The organism is Antarctobacter heliothermus (assembly GCF_002237555.1).
In the GTDB taxonomy this organism is placed as follows: domain Bacteria; phylum Pseudomonadota; class Alphaproteobacteria; order Rhodobacterales; family Rhodobacteraceae; genus Antarctobacter; species Antarctobacter heliothermus_B.
The window spans coordinates 2,935,187-2,954,980 of sequence record NZ_CP022540.1 but is presented as its reverse complement, the minus strand read 5'-3'; the positions used below and the strand labels follow the sequence as shown (position 1 = coordinate 2,954,980).

Here is a 19,794-nt window from a genome sequence, read left to right as displayed (position 1 = left end):
GCCCCGCTCAAACCCTGTGGCGCGTCTGTCAGTGGCGCGCCTTCAGCTTGTCCCTGTGCCTCTCTTCGAACTCGAACCCGTAGTCGTAAGACGTCAGGGGAGTCGGAGACAGCTCATACGTCGCTTTGCGCAGGAAATCCATCATCGCCCGCGCGTCTTTTGCGCGCGCGTCGATGTCCGCACGCGGGATCGGCGCGCCGATGCTGACCCGGACCGGCGTATCGACCCGTTTGCGGAATTCCTTGATCAACAGGCCCATGCGCAGCGTGGTGTGCAGATGACTGGCCAGCTGAAACAGCCGCGAGGTGTGCCCGTCAAAGTAGATCGGCACCACTGTCGCATTGGACTTGGCGATCAGCCGGGCGGTAAAGGTCCGCCAGCCCGGATCCATCGGCTTGCCAAAGGGGCGTTCAGCCGTGGCGACGGTGCCGCCGGGAAAGATACCGATGCATCCGCCCTCGCCCAGATAGCTCATCGCCTCTTTACGCGTAGCGATGTTCTGCTGCATCGCCTCTTTGGACTCATCGAAATTGACCGGCAGGATGATCTTGTTCAGTTCTTCGGCCTTGCGGAACACACTATTGGCCAAGATGCGGAAATCGCCCCGAACAACCGACAGAATGTGCCCCATGATCAATCCATCCAGGATGCCGTAGGGATGGTTGGCAATCACGATCAGCGGGCCGTCCTTGGGGATGTTATCCAGCGATCCGCCGATCACATCCAGACCCAGACCGTAACGCTCGACGATCACTTCCCAGAAATCGCGGCCTCTGGCCACTTCTTCTTCATAGCCCTTGGCACGCTTGATCAGGCCGAAACGCCCAGTGGCGTTTTCCATCAGCCTGATCATGGCGCGGCCGCCGCGAGTGCTGGCCGAATAGCTGTATGAGATGTCACGGGCAATATGACGCCGATTGGGCATCTGCATTGAATCCTTCCTGGAACTTTCGAGCATTTTACTGCGGTTCGCCCGTTCTGACCAGATTTTGTGACGTCTTCATGAAGCTTTCGTGACCGGGATCGCCGCGCCCCCTACTCGGCGGCCTCTTTGAGGGGCGAACCACCCTGACGCAGAACAGAAAGCAACTCTTCGCGCCGTTTGGCGGCCTTGGCCTCATTAGCGGCCTTGACCGGACCAAAACCACGAATTTGCAACGGCAGTTCGGCCAGCGCCAGCAGCGCCTCCATCGTCTCGGGGCGCGCCTTGGGCAGCCATTCCGCCATGTCAGCCTCATACTGGGCGATCAGCGCGCGCTCCATCCGGCGTTCCTCTGTCCGGCCAAACGGGTCGAACGGCGTACCTCGCAACCCTTTCATCCGAGCCAGCAAGCGGAACCAGCGCAACATGCCCTCGCCAAAGCGTTTCTTCACCGGGCGGCCGTCGCTACCGGTCTTTGACAGGATCGGTGGCGCAAGGTGAAACGACATCTCGAAATCACCGTCAAAGGTCTGTGCCGCCTTGTCGCGAGTGTCCAGCAACAGGCGCGCCACCTCATATTCGTCCTTGTAGGCCAACAGCTTGTGATAGCTTTTGGCCACCGCCTCTTTCAGCGACGGGTCCGTGATCCCGTCCACCATCTTGCGATAACGTTTGGCCAGCCCCTTGCCCTGATAAGCAATCAGGTGTTCGGCGCGATAGGCAATCCGCTCTTCCACGGTCTTGGGCAACGATACGACATTGGGCGTCAGTAGCGTTTGGGCGTCAGCAGGATGGGTCACCGCCCAGCGACCGATCTCGAACGCGCGCTTGTTGCGGTCCACCGCCGCGCCGTTCAGGTCGACGGCCTGCAGGATCGCCAGATGCGACAGCGGGATCAGCCCCTGCTGCCAGGCCGCGCCAAGGATCATCATGTTCGAAAAGATTGAATCCCCCAGCGTCACCCGCGCCAGATCCGAGGCATCGAAGAAGGCCACCCGGCCCTGCAACCGCGCCTCCAGCGCGAGGCGCAACTGGTCGGTCGGCAAGGTAAATTCGGTATTGCGTGTAAAGTCGCCGGTGATGATCTCATGGCTGTTGACCACCCCGCCGGTGCGGCCCGTACTGGTCAGACCCAAAGTCTTGGACCCGGCAGAGACCACCAGATCACCGCCGATCAGCGCGTGCGCCTCACCGGTTGCCACACGAACGGCCGAAATGTCTTCGGGCTGTTCGGCCAGTCGCAGGTGGATGTGAACAGCGCCTCCCTTTTGCGCAAGGCCCGCCATTTCCATCATACCGGCGCCTTTGCCGTCAATCTGCGCCGCTTGCGCCAGAACCGCGCCGATGGTCACGACGCCGGTGCCGCCAACGCCGGTGATGACGATGTTATGGGTGCCGTCAATCGTGGGCAACTGCGGCATCGGCAGGTCCGGCAATTCCAGCGCCGTGGTCGGGGACTTTTTCACCTGCGCGCCCTTCAGCGTGACGAAGGACGGGCAAAAGCCCTTGAGGCAAGAGAAATCCTTGTTGCAGGCGCTTTGATCGATGGCACGCTTGCGGCCCAGTTCGGTCTCTTCGGGTACGATAGCGACACAGTTCGACTGCACCCCGCAATCGCCGCAACCTTCGCAGACATCGGTATTGATAAAGACGCGTTGATCAGGGTCCGGGAATGTCCCGCGCTTGCGGCGGCGGCGTTTTTCAGCGGCGCAGGTCTGGACATAGATGATGGCAGACACGCCCTCTTTCTCCGACATCTCACGCTGGATGCGGTCCATCTCGGCCCGCTCGACCAGCGGCACACCGGCAGGGAATGCCGCTTTGTCCACATCCTCTTTTTCATCGTAGACAACGGTCATGTGCTGCACACCCATCGCCTTGACCTCGGCCGCGATACGTTGCGGGGTCAGGCCGCCCTCATTCGGCTGGCCACCGGTCATGGCAACGGCGTCGTTGAACAGGATCTTGTAGGTGATGTTGGTGCCTGCGGCGAGCGCGGCGCGGATCGCCTGCACACCTGAGTGGTTGTAGGTGCCGTCGCCAAGATTCTGGAACACATGGCGCCGCTTGGAAAACGGTGCCTCACCGATCCAGTTTGCGCCTTCGGCCCCCATATGGGTAAAGCCGGTGGTCTCGCGGTCCATCCACTGCACCATGTAGTGACAGCCGATCCCGGCATAGGCGCGGCTGCCCTCTGGCACCTTGGTGGACGAGTTGTGCGGGCACCCGGCGCAGAAGTACGGCAGGCGTGCCGCGATCTCTGGCAGGTTGTCGGCGCGCGCAGCCTCGGCGATCTGGGTCAGCCCGGCCTTGATGCGGTCGGTGCCGCGCCCTTCCTCGATCAGGATATCGCCCAGCTTTTGCGCAATCCATGTGGGATCCAGCGCGCCGCGTGTCGGGAACAGTTCCTCGCGATGCAGACCGCCTGCCCCGCCTTTGTACCAGCCGTAGACGCGGCGATGGTTGTCGTCGAACAGCGCCTCCTTGACCTGAATCTCGATCAGCTTACGCTTTTCCTCGACGATGACGATCAGATCCAGCCCTTCGGCCCAGTCGTGAAAGCCCCGCATATCCAGTGGAAAGGTCTGACCGATCTTGTAGGTGGTGATGCCCAACCGCCCTGCCTCTCCCTCATCGACACCCAGCAGCGCCAACGCGTGTTGCAGATCCAGCCAGTTCTTCCCCGCCGCCACAAAGCCGATTTTGGCACCGGGTTTACCCCACACGCGCTTGTCCATCTTGTTGGCGTGGCTGAACGCCTCTGCCGCAAAGCGTTTGTAGTCGATCATCCGCGTCTCTTGCGCGTGGGGCGTATCACCCAGGCGGATGTTCAGGCCGCCCTCAGGCATGTCAAACTCTGGCGTCACCAGTTGCACGCGGTCCGGACGACCATCCACAACGGCGGTCGCCTCGATCGTGTCCTTCATGGTTTTCAGGCCAACCCAAAGACCGGAAAACCGCGACAACGCGTAGCCGTAAATGCCGTAGTCCAGGATTTCCTGCACCCCTGCAGGAGAGACCACCGGCATATAGGCATCCACGAGCGCCCATTCGGACTGGTGCAGCACTGTCGAGGATTCGCCAGTATGGTCGTCCCCCATCGCCATCAGCACGCCGCCATGGGGCGAGGTGCCCGCCATGTTGGCGTGGCGCATGGCATCACCCGAACGGTCGACCCCCGGGCCCTTGCCGTACCACAGGCCAAAAACGCCGTCGAATTTACCCTCACCGCGCAGTTCCGCCTGCTGGCTGCCCCAGATCGCGGTGGCGGCCAGATCCTCGTTCAGGCCCTCCTGAAAGGTGACGTCAGAGCTGCGCAACAGCTTTTCCGCGCGGCGCATCTGCAGGTCGACCGCCCCCAGCGGAGATCCCCGGTAGCCGGTGACATAGCCCGCCGTGTTCAACCCTGCCGCCCGGTCCCGCGCCTTTTGCGACAACATCAAACGCACAAGCGCCTGCGTGCCGTTCAAGAGCACCGTCGGCTTTTCCAGATCGAAACGATCGCTCAGGGAAATCTGATGCTGGCTCATGGCGCGCCTCCCAACGCTAATATAGATGCAGTTGCGTGCAAATATAGGTCACAATTACTGACCTGAACAGACAATTCTTTGCAGAATTGACACATCTGCCCCATAAGGCCCTTAACAAAAATAAATTGCCGTATACTGAGCTCTCGAGGAAACGACCAAAGCATCATGGACTGGGACAAGCTAAGAATATTTCACGCGGTTGCCGACGCAGGCAGCCTGACGCATGCCGGCGACTCGCTACACCTGTCGCAGTCGGCGGTGTCGCGGCAGATTCGTGCGCTTGAGGAATCCCTCAATACCACGCTTTTCCATCGTCATGCACGCGGTCTGATTCTGACGGAACAGGGCGAACTGCTGTTCGACGCGACCTCCTCGATGATCAAACGAATCGACGCCGCAACAGCTCGCATCCGCGACAGCGAAGAAGAGGTGTTTGGCGAACTGCGCGTGACCACCACGCACGGCTTTGGCGCACTTTGGCTGGCGCCGCGCCTGTCGAAACTCTATGCCAAGTTCCCGGAACTGAACATCGACCTGATGCTGGAGGAACGGGTGCTTGATCTGCCCATGCGTGAGGCCGATGTGGCCATCCGCATGAAAGAACCAAGCCAAGCAGACCTGATCCGCAAAAAGTTGATGAGCATTCGGATGCGTCTGTACGCCTCGCCCGAATACTTGAGTGCCAATGGCGAACCAAAGCAGTTGGAGGACATGAGCGCGCATCGGCTGATTTGTCAGAATCCCAATTCGGCGCAGGTCTCGGCGGGTATGGCGCTGGTTCAACACCTGTTGAGTTATGACCTGACGGCCACGTTGACCGTAAACAACTATTTTGGCGTGTTGCAGGCGGTGATTTCAAATCTTGGGATCGGCGTACTGCCCGATTACATCATCGAGGACTTTCCGCACGTCAAACGTGTACTGCCCGAAGTGGAATCCGTCGAGGTTCCAGTCTTTCTTGCCTACCCCGAAGAATTGAGACAATCCAAGCGTGTAACGGCGTTTCGAGATTTCGTACAAGAAGAAATCATGGCGCACCGGCGGCAGATCCGCGCCATGACGGACGACTGACCCCTCTCTCACCTCTCAGACCGAACTGTGGTATGCACATCACGCATACCGGGAATGCTGCAGTTGCGGCGTGAAATGGCTTGATCGAGTCGGGATTGCTGACATATTCAGCACATGAAGGATGAAACGCACATTCGCGGATCACCTTTCATACCTCCCTGTTGGACTTCGGCCGAGCTTTGAGCTCGGCCTTTTTTTTGGCATTTCGTGACAGTGTCACGCGGCCACTACATACTGTGGCACATGCTGCTGTAGAGCCACGATATACCCGATGCGCGCAACGACAATGACCGCCCGCGGATCGGCTGATCGCGCGTGCAAACCGGCAATTCCTAAATCCGATGGACTTTTCCACCTGCTCACACACCGGGCGCTCCGCCCAACAAGGTTCCAAGGCCACACTCATGACGGGAACTGCACGCCAGAGAAACGACAATACGCTGTATATTGACCGCTAATACATGCGGGACTCCGAAAGTCTGCGATGGATTATTGTGCACTTGCGGCATGACATCCTGACGTTGCCGGCGAACCGGCCGCACACCATCAACACGCGCATCAAGTCCGGCAGCACAATGCGCCCCCTTTTCCTGTACCGGCCCTTGGCGTAAAGACCCCTCGACAGAGCAGACGGGGGATTGAGGATGCAGGAACCGGCCATCACAGAGGAACTGATCAAGGCGCACGGGATCAATCCCGACGAATACGCGCAGATCCTCCGCATCCTGAACAGAGAGCCCAGTTTCACGGAACTGGGTATCTTTTCGGCCATGTGGAACGAACACTGTTCCTACAAGTCGTCAAAGTTGCACCTGCGCAAGTTGCCCACCACGGGCCCGCAGGTCATCTGCGGCCCCGGCGAAAACGCGGGCGTGGTGGACATTGGCGACGGGCAAGCCGTGGTTTTCAAGATGGAAAGCCACAACCACCCCTCTTACATCGAACCGTATCAGGGGGCGGCGACCGGGGTTGGCGGCATCCTGCGGGACGTCTTTACCATGGGCGCGCGTCCTATCGCGGCAATGAACTCATTGTCGTTTGGCGAAAAGGAACACCCCAAGACTCGGCAACTGGTGCATGGCGTGGTTGAGGGCGTCGGCGGTTATGGCAATGCCTTTGGCGTGCCCACAGTGGGCGGCGAAGTCCGCTTTCACCCCGCCTACAATGGCAACTGCCTTGTGAATGCCTTTGCTGCCGGACTGGCGGACACGGACAAGATTTTCTACTCCGCCGCCAGCGGCATTGGCCGCCCGGTGGTCTATTTGGGGGCCAAGACAGGCCGCGACGGTGTTGGCGGCGCGACAATGGCCAGCGCCGAATTTGACGACAGCATCGAGGAAAAGCGCCCAACCGTTCAGGTCGGCGACCCCTTTACCGAAAAACGCCTGATGGAGGCGACGCTGGAACTGATGCAGACCGGCGCGGTGATTTCCATTCAGGACATGGGCGCGGCAGGCCTGACCTGTTCGGCGGTGGAAATGGGCGACAAAGGCGGCCTTGGCATTCGCCTTGATCTTGAAAACGTGCCGCAGCGCGAAACCAACATGACCGCCTATGAGATGATGCTGTCCGAGTCCCAAGAACGCATGCTGATGGTGCTGGACCCCGCCAAAGAAACCGAGGCCAAAGCCGTCTTCGACAAATGGGACCTCGATTTCGCAATTGTCGGGGAAACCATCGCCGAAGACCGCTTTCTCATCATGCACAACGGCACCTGTGTGGCCGACCTGCCCCTGTCCAAGCTGGCCTCCTCTGCCCCCGAATATGACCGCCCGTGGCAGCCGACCGAAGAGGCGGTTCCGCTGGAGGACGTGCCGCAGATTGATGCCATCGACGCGCTGCGTGCGCTGGTGCAAACCCCCAACTACTGCTCGCGCGCGTGGGTCTATGACCAATACGACAGTCAGGTCATGGCCGACACCATGCGTGTACCCGGCTTTGGCGCGGGCGTGATCCGCGTGCATGGCACCGACAAGAAACTGGCCTTTACCAGCGACGTGACCCCCCGCTACGTCCGCGCCAACCCGGTAGAGGGCGGCAAACAGGCGGTGGCTGAGGCCTATCGCAACCTTTGCGCCGTGGGCGCACTGCCGCTGGCGACCACCGACAACCTCAATTTCGGCAACCCCGAAAAGCCAGAGATCATGGGCCAGTTTGTCGGCGCGTTGGACGGAATCGGACAGGCCTGCATCGCGCTGGACATGCCGATCGTTTCGGGCAACGTGTCCCTGTACAACGAAACTTACGGTCAGGGCATCCTGCCCACGCCGACCATCGGTGCCGTGGGCCTGATCGCAGCGAATGAGGAGCCGATCCTCGACTATGCCCGCGACGGCCACGTTGCGCTGCTGGTGGGGGAAACACAGGGTCACCTTGGTCAGTCCGCCCTGCTGTATGAGGTGTTCAACCGCGAAGACGGCGACGCGCCAACGGTTGATCTGGCTGCAGAGAAAGCTGCCGGAGAATTCATTCGCGCCAACCGCGACTGGATCCGCTGCTGCACCGACCTGTCCGACGGCGGGTTGGCACTGGCGGCGTTCGAGATGGCAGCCGCCTCTGGCGTCGGCGTTCAGATCGACACCGATGACACCGCAACCCTGTTCGGTGAGGATCAGGGCCGCTACCTGATCGCCTGCAACTTTGATTCCGCCGAGGCGCTGATGATCGCCGCTGGTCGGGCGGGTGTGCATGTCACCTCAGTCGGTCGTTTCACCGGCGATTCCGTGCGGTTTGGCCGGTCCGAAGCTCCACTGGCAGAGCTCAAGTCGCTGTCAGAGGGCACGTTTCAGACACTCTTTGGCTGACGATCTGGCAAACAGGACAGCGCGCGCCTTTCCTTGCGCGCGCTGCCGCCCCATATTCCAATCATGTTCAAACTCACCCCGATCCTGCTCGCCCTCCTGTATGGCCTCGTCTACTACCGTTTCTCCGCATGGCGGACGGCGAAAGAATTGGACGTCAAGTCGACCGAACTGGCCGATCCGCGCCTCAAGCGGCTAACGGATCGCATGGCCGCCGCGCTGGACCTGCCGCGCATCCGGGTGAACATCTACGAGATCGACCCGATCAACGGCCTTGCCGCCCCTGACGGACGCATTTTCATCACGCGCGGATTTTACCGCAAATACCAGCAGGGTGAGGTCACGGCAGAGGAAATGGCCAGCGTGATCGCGCATGAATTGGGCCATGTCGCTCTGGGGCACTCGCGGCGGCGGATGATCGACTTCTCCGGTCAGAACGCATTGCGCACGGCGCTTGCTATGGTGCTCAGCCGCTTTTTGCCCGGCGTCGGCGTCATGATCGCCAACGGGTTGGCCTCGCTGCTGGCGGCACGGCTGTCGCGCTCGGATGAGTATGAGGCGGATGCCTACGCAGCCGCCCTGCTGGTCAAGGCGGGCGTCGGCGTGGGGCCGCAAAAGACGCTGTTCGGCAAGTTGGAAGAGTTGACGCAAAGCCGCTCTGGCGCTGTGCCTGCCTGGCTGATGTCCCACCCCAAGACGGCAGAACGCATCAAGGCGTTGGAAGCGCTAGAGGCCCGTTGGGAACAGGCGTGACGCATTAGCTCTGCGCAGGCAACAACTCAAACGCAGCCTCTGCCACGTCCTGTCCATTGACCTGAATTATCACCCCATGCCGCCCCGGATGCAGCGTGTAGGTGGTCGCGTTGCCTCTCAACATGTGGCGCTTAGTCAGCCGCAGGGGCTTGCCCGGCACCACCTTTCCGGTTTTCAGCTTGAACACCTTTTCCGCCGGGCCCTTGGGCCGAAAAAACCGCAGCCGGTAATCCACCAGCACCGGCAAGGGCGCGTCCGCCTCCAGCACCACGGCAAACTCCAAAGCCTCACCAATCCGGACCGACGCGGGCATGGCCTCGATTCGCGCGTTGACCTGGCCCGGACGATACCCCAACAGGTCCAGCGCCTCCGGCTCTCCGCGTTTGACCGCCGTGCGCAGGGCGTGGCGGGTCATCCAATCGATCTCTCGCCCGTCCTGCCGTCCCTGCCCCTGCCAATTGCGCAACCGGTCCACCACCGTGTCCGGCATCACCTTTGACAGGTCGTTCATGTGGTTGGCCACCGACCGTGTGACATAGCGTGTGGGATCGGCGTGCAGCACATCCAGAAACCGCAGCGGCACTGCGGGATCCAGCGTGATGTTTGCGGCCCACGGCAAACGTGGGCGCGTGCCCTCACTCACCAGCCGCCGCACATGATAGTTGTTGTCGCGCGCCCAGTCGTCCATCCGCGCCAAAGTCTGATCCGGCCAGCGGTTCAGGAAGGGGCGGATGTAGAACTCCATCGAGAACCGTTTCGTGGCCTCGTAAATGAGGTCCAGCGCGCGCTCCCGGTGATCCTCCAACCCGTGCCGCACCACCAGAATGCCCGGCACCGCATGGATGAACCGCCCGAAATCATCGTCCGTCAACGACGGGTCCAGCGGATCGGGCAAGGCCGCCTCCAGCGCCTCTGCCATCGCCGGGAACGCCTTTGGCAATTGCGCCTCGACACAGGTCGCAATCCAGTCGAGCCGCTGGAGCAACCCGCGTCCCTCCAGCCCGCCCAAAGCATCGGAGTGAAAGCGCGCGGTATCGAAACCTGGCAGCACTGCGTAATCCTGCGCCAGATCGCGCAGGGTGTCGGCATTGAATAGCTGGTCAGCAAGGGAAAACCCCGCACCGCCGCCTTGCCCGTCCGGACCGCGCGCCATCTGCTTACATCGTCATGTTGCTGGCGCCGCCATCCAGCAGGATGTTCTGGCCCACGATGAATCCCGCGTGCTGCGAGCAGAGAAAGGCGCACATCTTGCCAAACTCTTCACGGGTGCCATAGCGCCCGGCGGGAATGGTGCTGAACCGCTCGGCGCGGGCGTCCTCCAGCGTGATGCCCTTGGCTTTGACCACCGCCCCGTCCAGCGCATCGGCGCGGTCGGTGGCATGGATGCCCGGCAGCAGGTTGTTCACGATCACGCCCTTGGGCGCCACCTGCCGCGAGGTGCCCGCGACATAACCGGTCAAACCGGTGCGGGCCGAATTTGACAGGCCCAGCACACCCACCGGTGCCTTGACCGATACAGAAGTGATGTTGACCACCCGGCCCCACCCCTTGTTGATCATCAACGGCATGAGCGCCGTCATCAACGCGATCGGCGTGAGCATGTTGGCGTCCAGCGCCTTGATGAAATCCTCACGGCCCCAATCAGACCACATCCCCGGAGGCGGACCGCCCGCATTGTTCACAAGGATGTCGACGTCACCCGCCTGTTCCAGCACCTTGGCGCGGCCCTCTTCGGACACGATGTCCGCCGCGACCGTGGTGATCGACACACCGTATCGGTCGCGCAGATCCTGCGCCGTCTCTTCCAGCGCGTCACTGCCGCGCGCGTTCATGACAAGGTCAACGCCCGCCTCTGCCAGCGCCTCGGCGCAACCGCGCCCCAATCCCTTGCTAGACGCGCAGACCAGCGCCCGCTTGCCGCGAATACCCAGATCCATTTCCTGCTCCCTATGATACTGTTTCTCAAGTGCCGACAAAACATCGGAGATACGGCTATTTGAAGCCACATTGTGCTGGCATACAATGGGCAACCGCGGCTATCCAGACACCCATCCCAGTTGCGAAAGTTCCATGTCCCAATCTGATCCCACCCGCGCCACGCAAAGCCTGCAAGTTTATCGCGCGGACATGCTGCGCGTGGTGAATGGTGCCAACTTGGGCGACGCCATTGGTTTTGCCGATGAACTTGTGCACGACGATGTTTATCGCCTGTCGCCGCTGGCCGTGTTGAAACCGCTGGGTGTGGTCACCGGTGCCACCCCGCCCTTTCGCGTGGCGCAGGGCAGCGCGTTGGGGGCAGCGGGGTCCGATCTGCATCTGGATTGCTGCGTGACCTTCATGTCCGGTGACGGCCAGACGACAGAGGCACTTGTACTGGTTGAGGTTGATGGCGAAGGCAACGCGGCAGAGGTCTATCTGCTGCCGCTGGCCCCGATGACGCCACGCGCGGACTACGTTTTGGTTGGCGTGGATGTTGAGGCTGCCTTGCCCCGTTATGCGCAAGTTGCCTGCGTGTCCTTTACGGCCGGGACGATGATCACGCTGGCCGATGGCGCACAGCGCGCGGTCGAAGAATTGACCGTCGGCGACCGCATCCTGACCCGCGACGACGGCCCGCAGCCGATCCGCTGGCTTGGCCACCAGACGGTGCGCGCGGTGGGGGCCTTTGCGCCGATCTGCATCCGTGAGGGCGTGCTGAACAACACCCGCGATCTGCTGGTTTCGCCCGACCACCGTCTGTTCATCTACCAACGCCGCGACCATCTGGGCGCGGGTCGGTCTGAACTGTTGGTCCGGGCGCGCCACCTGGTGAATGGCGACAGCGTCGCCCGGCGCAAGGGCGGGTTTGTGGACTATTACCAAATGCTGTTCGATACCCATCAGATCATCTATGCCGAAGGGATTGCAGCGGAATCCATGCTGGTCGACACCCGCACCCGCGCCGCCCTGCCCAAGGATCTTGAACTGTCCGATCTGCTGCCCGGCCACCGCCGCAGCAATCCCCACGCGCTGGAGGTCGAAGAGCACCTGCTGAACCGCCCCGATGCGGCGGATGTATTGCGCAAGTCGTCGGGCGGTTGAACAGCCGTACCATTCAGCCCGACCCGATCACATAGTGTAGTAAAACGCCTCACGCACGATCTTGCCGTTACCGACAGTGTAGATGCCGACCTCGTGCATATCGCTGACCTCACCGCTGTCGCGATGCTTGGCCTTCATCTCAAAAATCACGGCAAAGCTGTTGTCGCCATGCAGGAACGGGCCGCTGACCTTACCGTCCAGCACCTCGAACGTGGATGACCACCAGGCGTGTTTGCCCTTGATCCCGTCAATCCCGTGGGTTTCGGCACTGTCCATGCCCTGCATCGGCATCGCCTCGACCGAAACCGCGTCGGCGGCATAGATCTTGTCGAGATTTTCAAGCTCGCGCCCTTCGCGGCACCCGGCGACCAGTTCGTCTGCAATTTCCCTCAGGTCCATCGTCTTCCCCTCCGAAATGTTCACGGTACGTTCACCATGACAGGAAAGAGGTCTGCTTTCAAGACACGGTTTTGGGACATCTCCGGACCAGCAGTATCGCCGGGCCGGTCAGATCGCCTGACGACGAATGCCAGAGTGCCCTTCAATCCGCTTTCGGATCGCAGGTGGCACCAGACGCGCCGCGCTGATGCGGGGCAGCGGGTTTTCCGCAACCACCCTGTCGTCGCCATATAGCGCGATATATTCGGCGTAATTGTCGAATTGCCGCCGCCCGGCGTAATCAATGAATGTCTCTGCCGCCGCGCCATTGGCAAGGATCACGTCATGAGCGGCGGTTTCGATATGGTAGACGGTGAACCGGTCGGGCAGTTCCGCCATCGGCAGCCAATCAATCGCTCCCCCATTGACCAGCGCGCTTGCGTTGATCACCAGACCGTCTTGCGTGGCTTCCTCTACCGTTTCGCCACTTGAGGGGTAGAACACCATGCCATGGTCGGCGGTGACCGTCAGGTCGCTGTGCGGCAGACCATGGCCCAGCGCACCGGCGCGGATGCGGACGGGTTGGCAGCGGGCGCCTGCGAACATAGGCACCATTGTCTGGCGGCCGATCCATTTGACAGCCGTGACGGCACCGTCAGCGGTGCGGACACTGTCGCCCGTCCTAAGCGTCTCGACCGCGACTTCGCCATTATCCGTCGCGATCATCGTTCCGGCGGCAAAGCAGTACATATAGGGCTGCGTGTTACTAAAGGTAAACGACGTTCCAGACAAAGAGCCGTTGTCGGACAAGATATAGAAATAATCGTCCCCATATACAGTCACTTGAAGTATTGGATCGCCCGAGTCTGTGTACCCATAGAAAGTCGTCGGAAAACCTGCTGCTGACCAATCCAATGCACCGCCGACAGCGGTCGTGTCATCCAGGCTTGCGTCTTCGGAGTCCGTGACAGTGTTTTCGACGGCAGTCGGCGCACTGAGAGAAAAACGGCGTCGGCTGGGTTCGCCGGGTCACTCGTCCCCTGGGAATAGTAGTATTGATATGATTGGGGACTGGGCATTTCTCGAATTTCCTTGCGGTGTCAACTTATCATTTCGTTGAGATAATGGCTGGATCCGGTGGCCGGCAAAAATCTTGGCTGCACTCTCATGTGTTGCAAAATTCGAGTCAACCTGCCGCGGGCGGGAATGCGCATCTCAGTCACAGGACTTGCTTGGGTCAGCGCTGATTGCGATGGATTCCAAACTAGTGACGACCGCGCCTTGATATGTGCCCGCCATGTTGCCCAGCTTTGATGGTCGGCGCAAGTGATCAGGCAATCCCAAGACCCAACAAGAAGTGGCGATTGCCCCCGGCCCGCACCACGTCTATATCGCGCGCATGTTGGACAACCGCCCCCCCCTGCCGCCCGAAATCGCCCGCCGCCGGACCTTTGCGATCATCTCGCACCCGGACGCCGGCAAGACGACGCTAACGGAAAAGTTCCTGCTGTATGGCGGGGCGATCCAGATGGCCGGACAGGTCCGCGCCAAGGGTGAGGCGCGGCGCACGCGGTCGGACTTCATGCAGATGGAAAAGGACCGGGGCATCTCTGTCTCGGCCTCGGCCATGTCGTTTGATTTCGGCAAGTTCCGGTTCAATCTGGTGGACACGCCCGGCCACTCGGATTTTTCCGAGGACACCTATCGCACGCTGACCGCCGTGGATGCCGCGGTCATGGTGATCGACGGCGCGAAAGGCGTGGAAAGCCAGACCCGCAAGCTGTTCGAGGTTTGCCGCCTGCGCGACCTTCCGATCCTGACCTTCTGCAACAAGATGGACCGCGAAGCGCGCGACACCTTCGACATCATTGACGAGATTCAGGAAAATCTTGCCATCGACGTCACGCCTGCATCCTGGCCCATCGGCATGGGCCGCGATTTCCTTGGTTGCTACGATCTGCTGAACGACCGGCTGGAACTGATGGACCGCGCCGACCGCAACAAGGTGGCCGAGACGATCACGCTGGAGGGGCTCGACGATCCCCGGATGGCGGATCACATTCCCCCCGCCCTGCTGGAACAGCTGCGCGAAGAGGTCGAGATGGCGCGCGAACTGCTGCCCAAACTGGACCCGCAGTCGGTACTGGAGGGGCACATGACCCCGATCTGGTTCGGCTCTGCGATCAACTCTTTCGGCGTCAAGGAACTGATGGACGGCATCGGCACCTACGGCCCCGAACCGCAGATCCAAAAGGCCAGCCCACGTTCGATTGCGCCGGAGGAAACCAAAGTCACCGGGTTCGTGTTCAAGGTGCAGGCCAACATGGACCCCAAGCACCGCGACCGCGTGGCCTTTGTCCGCATGGCCTCGGGGCATTTCACCCGCGGGATGAAGCTGACCCATGTGCGCACGAAAAAGCCGATGGCGATCACCAACCCGGTACTGTTCCTTGCCTCGGACCGCGAACTGGCCGAAGAGGCATGGGCGGGGGACATCATCGGCATCCCCAACCACGGGCAATTGCGCATCGGCGACACGCTGACAGAGGGCGAAATGCTCAAGGTTGCGGGCATTCCGTCCTTTGCGCCGGAACTGTTGCAGACCGTGCGCGCGGGCGACCCGATGAAGGCCAAGCACCTTGAAAAGGCGCTGATGCAATTCGCCGAAGAGGGCGCGGCAAAGGTGTTCAAACCGATGATCGGCTCTGGCTTTATCGTCGGGGTTGTGGGGGCCTTGCAGTTTGAGGTGCTCGGCAGCCGGATCGAACTGGAATACGGCCTGCCGGTCCGTTTTGACGTGTCTCAGTTCACCTCGGCCCGTTGGGTACACGGGGCCAAGGACGCGGTGGAAAAGTTCATCAACGCCAACAAGCAACACATCAGCTACGACCACGACGGCGACGTGGTCTATCTGACGCGGCTGCAATGGGACATCGACCGGATCGAACGCGATTACCCGGATGTGACGCTATCCTCGACCAAGGAGATGATGGTGTAACTTTCGCGTCCCATCGCGAAAGTTACGGTGGGCAAGGTGGTCTTGCGCAGCAAGGCCAACCGCCATCACCCGACCCATTCAGACGCACGCGCGTCCCATTGCGACACCGATACATAACCGGGCAGAAACGCGCCGCTGTACGCCCTTGGACTGGCGCACAGATCAGCCGCGCACTACCATGACGCAATCTTGTCGGAGGTCTTATGCGCACCCTGCCCCTGATTGCCCTTCTTGTCACTGCACCGCCCGCTCTTGCCAATCCGTGGAATCTGATCGAGGCGATCGAATACAAAGAGACAGAGACCGAAACCAGTTGGTCGGTGGCCAAGATCATCCCGGATGACCTCCGCGCCATGGCCGACAGCTTTGAGATCACCGGCTATTACGTCCCGGTCGAGGCACAGGCCTATGTCTCCAGCTTTCTTCTGGTTCCGGACCCTGCGGACTGCCCTTTTTGCGGCGAGAATGGCTATGGCCCCTCGCTGGAGGTCAAGATGAAGCGTGCCGTGCCGGACATGCCCGAGGCGACAAAGATCACCCTGCGCGGCACGCTGCACATAGACAACAGCCCGGAAACCTACCGCGCGGTCTATGTGACCGAAGGCGTGCTGATCGACTGACCCGCACGGGACCAAATGAAAGCCCCCGAAGCCAAAGGCACCGGGGGCTTGTCTTGGTCTGTTGCTGCTACAGATCGGTCAGCAGCGGCGTAATGCGGCGCACGGCGGCACGACGGTTGGCCTGCTCGGCGGCTTCGGTGACGATCAGCAAATCGCTTTCACCATACCCTTGCAGCACAATATTTTCTGGCGGCACTCCGAAATACTCGATCAGCGCGAGCGCCACCGACTCCGCGCGCCGGTCCGACAGCGACAGGTTGTGCGCCTCATGTCCGCGCGCGTCGGTGTGGCCCTCGATCAGGAACACTTCACGCGGGTCTGCGGCAATCGCCTCCAGCATGGCATAGCCCAGCGCGGCCAGTTCTTCAGCCTCTTCAGGGCGGATCGCGGCCGAGTTAGAGGCAAAGTGGATCGTGTCGATATTGATCCCCGGTGCCATCTTGCGCACAGCGTCGATGTCCCGAACCTGCGCCAGCGAGAAATAGCGCCCCGCCTCCACACTGGTTTCCCCGCCCAGCGCGCCGCTCATGTCGCTGTTGCTTTGATAGGCAACAACGGTGGTGGCCGGGGCGTCTGGCAATTGGTTGACGTGCACCTGATCGGTCTGCTTGGTGTCGTCGAACAGCACCACCTCAGTGCCGTCCGGAGCAATGGTCGACCGGCGCAACACGCGCCCGTCCGGAGCGCGCAGGGTCTCGACCTCGCTGCCATCCTCATAGGCCATGATATTGCGGGTCGACCCATCCTTGAACTGGTAGACCTGCACATTGGTGCCGGGGCGGTTCAGCAGTACGTCATCGTTGCGCAAGACACGCATGACGCCGTTGTTTTCCACCACCATGCGGTCGCCGCTGTTGGTCACGACGCGGTCGCCGGTTGTCAGCACTTTGCCCATGTCGACACGACGATAGTCCAGCGTGCCGGTCTTGATCCCGACCTGACCCAGCACAGCGCCGAAATCCTGCGAGGATCTGCGGATTTCCTGATCTGTCAGCGTGCGGTCCAGAACCTTGACGGCCCCGGCGGCAAGCCCCACGGCAGCGGCCACCTTGGCCACGTCCCGCAGCGCCACGATGTCGGCCTGACGCTGACTGGACCCCAGATCGATATTGCCGGTCGGGATCCGGACCACCTTACCCGGGCGCGGGCCGACCTTGATGGTCCCGCCATTACGACCGACAAGTTCACCAGCCAACTGCTTACGCAGATCGTCGATATTCACCGCACCCGGTTTCGCCACAACCCTGCCATTGGGGGTCACTTTGACGGCGGGTTGGCGCACCTTTGGCGGCACGGCGATCTGGACGTCGGGCACACGGATTCCCGGAGCGACCTTGACGTTTGGCACCCGGATGGTCGGCGCCTTGTCTTTGGGCGTCACAATCCGGACGTTCGGCGCCTTGACCTGTGGGGTCACCTGTTTGTGCGGCACCACATGCACCGGGCGCGTGGTCTTTTTCGGCGGCTGGGTGACGATCACCTGCGGCACGAACACCTTTTTCTTGGGCTGTTGAACAACGACCTTGGGTGGATTTCTTTTGGCAGGCACCCGCTTTGCCGTTCCCTTGAAGGCATCGGGGCATTTGACGCCCAATGCCGGGTTGCACAACTGCTTGATGTCGAAATTCTGGGCGCTTGCGGGCGCTGAGAAGGACGTCGCCAGCACGCTGAACGCGGCCGTGACGAGAAGGAGGCGTTTCATCGGCAATTCCTTTCACAAAGGGGTTGGACGGACGTCATGAATTCTTTGGCCCAAAACGCGGGAGCAGCCCCGGCAGGATGGCAGCAGACAGGACACAGCCCGGCGCACGTCTTGACGCAGCGTCATGAAACGCCTTTCCGCGCTTTCCGACAACGGAGGTATTCCCGACCAAAAACGCAAACGCCCCCGGTGGAGGTCCACCGGGGGCGCTTTCTCGTGTCTTTTGGGTCGTTGATTACCGCGCTGTAAGCAGCGGCGTGATGCGGCGCACGGCGGCGCGACGGTTGGCGCGCTCGGCCACATCGGTCGGCACCAGAAGGTCACCCTCACCGTAACCCTGCAACACCATATTCTCCGGCGGAACCTCAAAATACTCGGTCAGGGCAAGCGCGACCGACTCCGCACGCCGGTCCGACAGGGCAAGGTTGTAGGCATAGCTGCCCACCGCATCGGTGTGGCCCTCGATCAGGAACACCTCTGCCGGGTTTCGGTCGATGGCGTCGCGCATCGCATTGCCCAGCGCGGCCAGTTCCTCGGCCTCATCGACGCGGATCGCGGCCGAGTTGGTCTCAAACTGGATCGTGTCCACGGTGATCTCTGGCACCAGGTGGCGCACGGCGTCGATGTTGCGCACCTGAGCCAGCGAAAAGCTGCGGTTCACACCCGACGTGCCATTGGCAGCCAGAGCCCGGGCCAGCGCATCCTCTTCGATGTCGCGATAATCGACCCTGTTGCGCTCCTGAGCACGCGGCAACTCGCTGATCTCGACGTCCGGGCTGGCCTGCGTGTCATCGAACAGAACAACGTCGGTGCCGTCCGGCAAACGACGCACCCGGCGCAGCACCCGGCCATCGGCGGCGCGGATGGTTTCCACCACTGTTCCGTCCTCATAGGTCAAACGCGTGCGGGTCGATCCATCGTCAAACCGGCGAGTCTCAACCTCGGCCCCCGGACGACGCAACAACACATCGTCGTTGCGGATAACGCGGAACTGACCTCCCTGTTCGACCACCACCCGGTCGCCAGAATTGGACACCACGCGGTCGTCCTTGTCGAGGATCTCTGACAGGGCCACAGCCCCCAAACCGATAATGGCCATCTTGGCCAAGGGATCCAGGCCGTCGTCGTCATCGTCATTCTTGGCCTTGTCCCGGTTCTCGGGCTTGTCTTTGTCCTTTACGTTGCCGGACAGATCGGTCTGAAAATCCTCGCTGGACCGACGCACGTCATCGCGGTCCACGGTTTCCTCAACCAACTCGCCCGCATCAGGGGCGTTGTCCGCCGCCGCAGCAGGCGGCGCGTCCAGCTGGCGGCGCAACGCTTCGATCTGCGCCAGCGGATCAGGCTTTGCCACCTCGGCTCTTGGGGTCTCTGCCGCCGGCGCGGGCGGCGCATCCGCTGCAGGGGCGGGGGGCACATCGGCCTGTTGCTCCGGAGCTTCCGGTTCGGGCGCCGGCGGGGTTTCCGCTACGGGCGGGGTATCCGACGCTGCGGCGGGCGGTGCGTCTGCCTGTGCGGGCGGATCAGCCTTCGGCGTATCGGCCTGTGCTGGCTTTTCTGCCTGTTCAGGCTCTTCCGGCTTGTCATCCGTCTGGGGATTCAAAACGTCGTCTACGGCGTCCTTGGGCGTGGCCTGCTGCTCTGGTGCGACATCTGGCGCGGACGGCTCTGCGGTGTCGATGGCCTTCAACGCCTCGGCCACCTTGTCGCAATCCACACCATTCGGCGCGGCCCCGGGTATCGCACACAACTTTTCCAGCATCTTCAGCTTTTCGGGATCGTTTAGCTGAGCGTCCGATTGCGCCCCTGCGGCTGTTCCGATCACAAAAGTCAGAACACTGGCCAATGCAGTGGCATTGCGGATGGGGGTCATGGCGGTCTCCTTCACGTTTGCCCGATAGGGGCTTGGACAGGACAACGCCCTCAACGCGGCATCGG

The 19,794-nt window shown here is 61.5% G+C and carries 14 protein-coding genes; 6 read left to right on the top strand and 8 right to left on the bottom strand.

Translation table 11 applies throughout. The features are described from left to right. Positions 1-28 precede the first annotated feature (28 nt). Positions 29-925 carry a lysophospholipid acyltransferase family protein gene (locus tag ANTHELSMS3_RS14090; RefSeq protein WP_094037137.1) on the bottom strand — a complete coding sequence of 299 codons (897 nt, stop codon included), beginning with the start codon at positions 923-925 and terminating at the stop codon, positions 29-31. A gap of 110 nt (positions 926-1,035) precedes the next feature. Next, entirely contained in the window at positions 1,036-4,452 is a 3,417-nt protein-coding gene (locus ANTHELSMS3_RS14085) for an indolepyruvate ferredoxin oxidoreductase family protein (RefSeq protein WP_094035421.1), read from the bottom strand. A 165-nt stretch (positions 4,453-4,617) separates the two neighbouring features. Between ANTHELSMS3_RS14085 and ANTHELSMS3_RS14080 the strand changes: the two genes are divergently transcribed. From ANTHELSMS3_RS14080 to ANTHELSMS3_RS14070, 3 genes are all read left to right on the top strand, one after another. Further along, entirely contained in the window at positions 4,618-5,523 is a 906-nt protein-coding gene (locus ANTHELSMS3_RS14080) for a LysR family transcriptional regulator (protein ID WP_094035420.1), read from the top strand. Between the two features lie 644 nt (positions 5,524-6,167). Beyond that, positions 6,168-8,327: a phosphoribosylformylglycinamidine synthase subunit PurL gene (purL, locus tag ANTHELSMS3_RS14075; protein WP_094035419.1), complete on the top strand. Its 2,160-nt coding sequence runs from the start codon at positions 6,168-6,170 to the stop codon at positions 8,325-8,327. A 63-nt stretch (positions 8,328-8,390) separates the two neighbouring features. After that, entirely contained in the window at positions 8,391-9,077 is a 687-nt protein-coding gene (locus ANTHELSMS3_RS14070) for a M48 family metalloprotease (protein WP_094035418.1), read from the top strand. A gap of 4 nt (positions 9,078-9,081) precedes the next feature. Here ANTHELSMS3_RS14070 and ANTHELSMS3_RS14065 read toward each other — a convergent pair whose 3' ends face one another. Together ANTHELSMS3_RS14065 and ANTHELSMS3_RS14060 are read right to left on the bottom strand one after the other, a co-directional pair. Further along, a complete protein-coding gene (locus ANTHELSMS3_RS14065; RefSeq protein ID WP_094035417.1) occupies positions 9,082-10,230 on the bottom strand; it encodes a hypothetical protein in 1,149 nt (382 codons plus the stop codon). Between the two features lie 4 nt (positions 10,231-10,234). Next, positions 10,235-11,014: an SDR family oxidoreductase gene (locus ANTHELSMS3_RS14060; RefSeq protein WP_094035416.1), complete on the bottom strand. Its 780-nt coding sequence runs from the start codon at positions 11,012-11,014 to the stop codon at positions 10,235-10,237. A gap of 133 nt (positions 11,015-11,147) precedes the next feature. Here ANTHELSMS3_RS14060 and ANTHELSMS3_RS14055 point away from each other — a divergent pair, with 133 nt between their 5' ends. Further along, on the top strand, positions 11,148-12,158 hold the full coding sequence (locus tag ANTHELSMS3_RS14055) for a Hint domain-containing protein (protein ID WP_094037136.1): 1,011 nt from the start codon (positions 11,148-11,150) through the stop codon (positions 12,156-12,158). A 27-nt stretch (positions 12,159-12,185) separates the two neighbouring features. Here ANTHELSMS3_RS14055 and ANTHELSMS3_RS14050 read toward each other — a convergent pair whose 3' ends face one another. Then, entirely contained in the window at positions 12,186-12,557 is a 372-nt protein-coding gene (locus tag ANTHELSMS3_RS14050; protein WP_094035415.1) for a nuclear transport factor 2 family protein, read from the bottom strand. 108 nt (positions 12,558-12,665) lie between these two features. Continuing rightward, entirely contained in the window at positions 12,666-13,286 is a 621-nt protein-coding gene (locus ANTHELSMS3_RS14045; RefSeq protein WP_094035414.1) for a Hint domain-containing protein, read from the bottom strand. A gap of 649 nt (positions 13,287-13,935) precedes the next feature. Between ANTHELSMS3_RS14045 and ANTHELSMS3_RS14040 the strand changes: the two genes are divergently transcribed. Next, the gene (locus ANTHELSMS3_RS14040; RefSeq protein ID WP_094037135.1) at positions 13,936-15,534 is read left to right on the top strand and encodes a peptide chain release factor 3; all 1,599 of its coding nucleotides are present in this window, start codon (positions 13,936-13,938) and stop codon (positions 15,532-15,534) included. Between the two features lie 203 nt (positions 15,535-15,737). After that, the gene (locus ANTHELSMS3_RS14035; RefSeq protein WP_094035413.1) at positions 15,738-16,154 is read left to right on the top strand and encodes a hypothetical protein; all 417 of its coding nucleotides are present in this window, start codon (positions 15,738-15,740) and stop codon (positions 16,152-16,154) included. Between the two features lie 67 nt (positions 16,155-16,221). On the opposite strand, the gene ANTHELSMS3_RS14030 is transcribed toward ANTHELSMS3_RS14035, so the two are convergent. Next, positions 16,222-17,856 carry an OmpA family protein gene (locus tag ANTHELSMS3_RS14030; RefSeq protein WP_094035412.1) on the bottom strand — a complete coding sequence of 545 codons (1,635 nt, stop codon included), beginning with the start codon at positions 17,854-17,856 and terminating at the stop codon, positions 16,222-16,224. Positions 17,857-18,091: 235 nt separating this feature from the next. Next, a complete protein-coding gene (locus ANTHELSMS3_RS26350; RefSeq protein ID WP_094037134.1) occupies positions 18,092-19,729 on the bottom strand; it encodes an OmpA family protein in 1,638 nt (545 codons plus the stop codon). Positions 19,730-19,794 lie beyond the last annotated feature (65 nt).

Bases quoted from the DNA above. Each gene is read 5' to 3' on its own strand.
- ANTHELSMS3_RS14070 (WP_094035418.1), top strand. From the start codon at position 8,391: ATGTTCAAACTCACCCCGATCCTGCTCGCCCTCCTGTATGGCCTCGTC.
- ANTHELSMS3_RS14060 (WP_094035416.1), bottom strand. From the start codon at position 11,014: ATGGATCTGGGTATTCGCGGCAAGCGGGCGCTGGTCTGCGCGTCTAGC.
- purL (WP_094035419.1), top strand. From the start codon at position 6,168: ATGCAGGAACCGGCCATCACAGAGGAACTGATCAAGGCGCACGGGATC.
- ANTHELSMS3_RS14035 (WP_094035413.1), top strand. From the start codon at position 15,738: ATGCGCACCCTGCCCCTGATTGCCCTTCTTGTCACTGCACCGCCCGCT.
- ANTHELSMS3_RS14050 (WP_094035415.1), bottom strand. From the start codon at position 12,557: ATGGACCTGAGGGAAATTGCAGACGAACTGGTCGCCGGGTGCCGCGAA.
- ANTHELSMS3_RS14055 (WP_094037136.1), top strand. From the start codon at position 11,148: ATGTCCCAATCTGATCCCACCCGCGCCACGCAAAGCCTGCAAGTTTAT.
- ANTHELSMS3_RS14090 (WP_094037137.1), bottom strand. From the start codon at position 925: ATGCCCAATCGGCGTCATATTGCCCGTGACATCTCATACAGCTATTCG.
- ANTHELSMS3_RS26350 (WP_094037134.1), bottom strand. From the start codon at position 19,729: ATGACCCCCATCCGCAATGCCACTGCATTGGCCAGTGTTCTGACTTTT.
- ANTHELSMS3_RS14040 (WP_094037135.1), top strand. From the start codon at position 13,936: ATGTTGGACAACCGCCCCCCCCTGCCGCCCGAAATCGCCCGCCGCCGG.
- ANTHELSMS3_RS14080 (WP_094035420.1), top strand. From the start codon at position 4,618: ATGGACTGGGACAAGCTAAGAATATTTCACGCGGTTGCCGACGCAGGC.
- ANTHELSMS3_RS14085 (WP_094035421.1), bottom strand. From the start codon at position 4,452: ATGAGCCAGCATCAGATTTCCCTGAGCGATCGTTTCGATCTGGAAAAG.
- ANTHELSMS3_RS14030 (WP_094035412.1), bottom strand. From the start codon at position 17,856: ATGAAACGCCTCCTTCTCGTCACGGCCGCGTTCAGCGTGCTGGCGACG.
- ANTHELSMS3_RS14065 (WP_094035417.1), bottom strand. From the start codon at position 10,230: ATGGCGCGCGGTCCGGACGGGCAAGGCGGCGGTGCGGGGTTTTCCCTT.
- ANTHELSMS3_RS14045 (WP_094035414.1), bottom strand. From the start codon at position 13,286: ATGTACTGCTTTGCCGCCGGAACGATGATCGCGACGGATAATGGCGAA.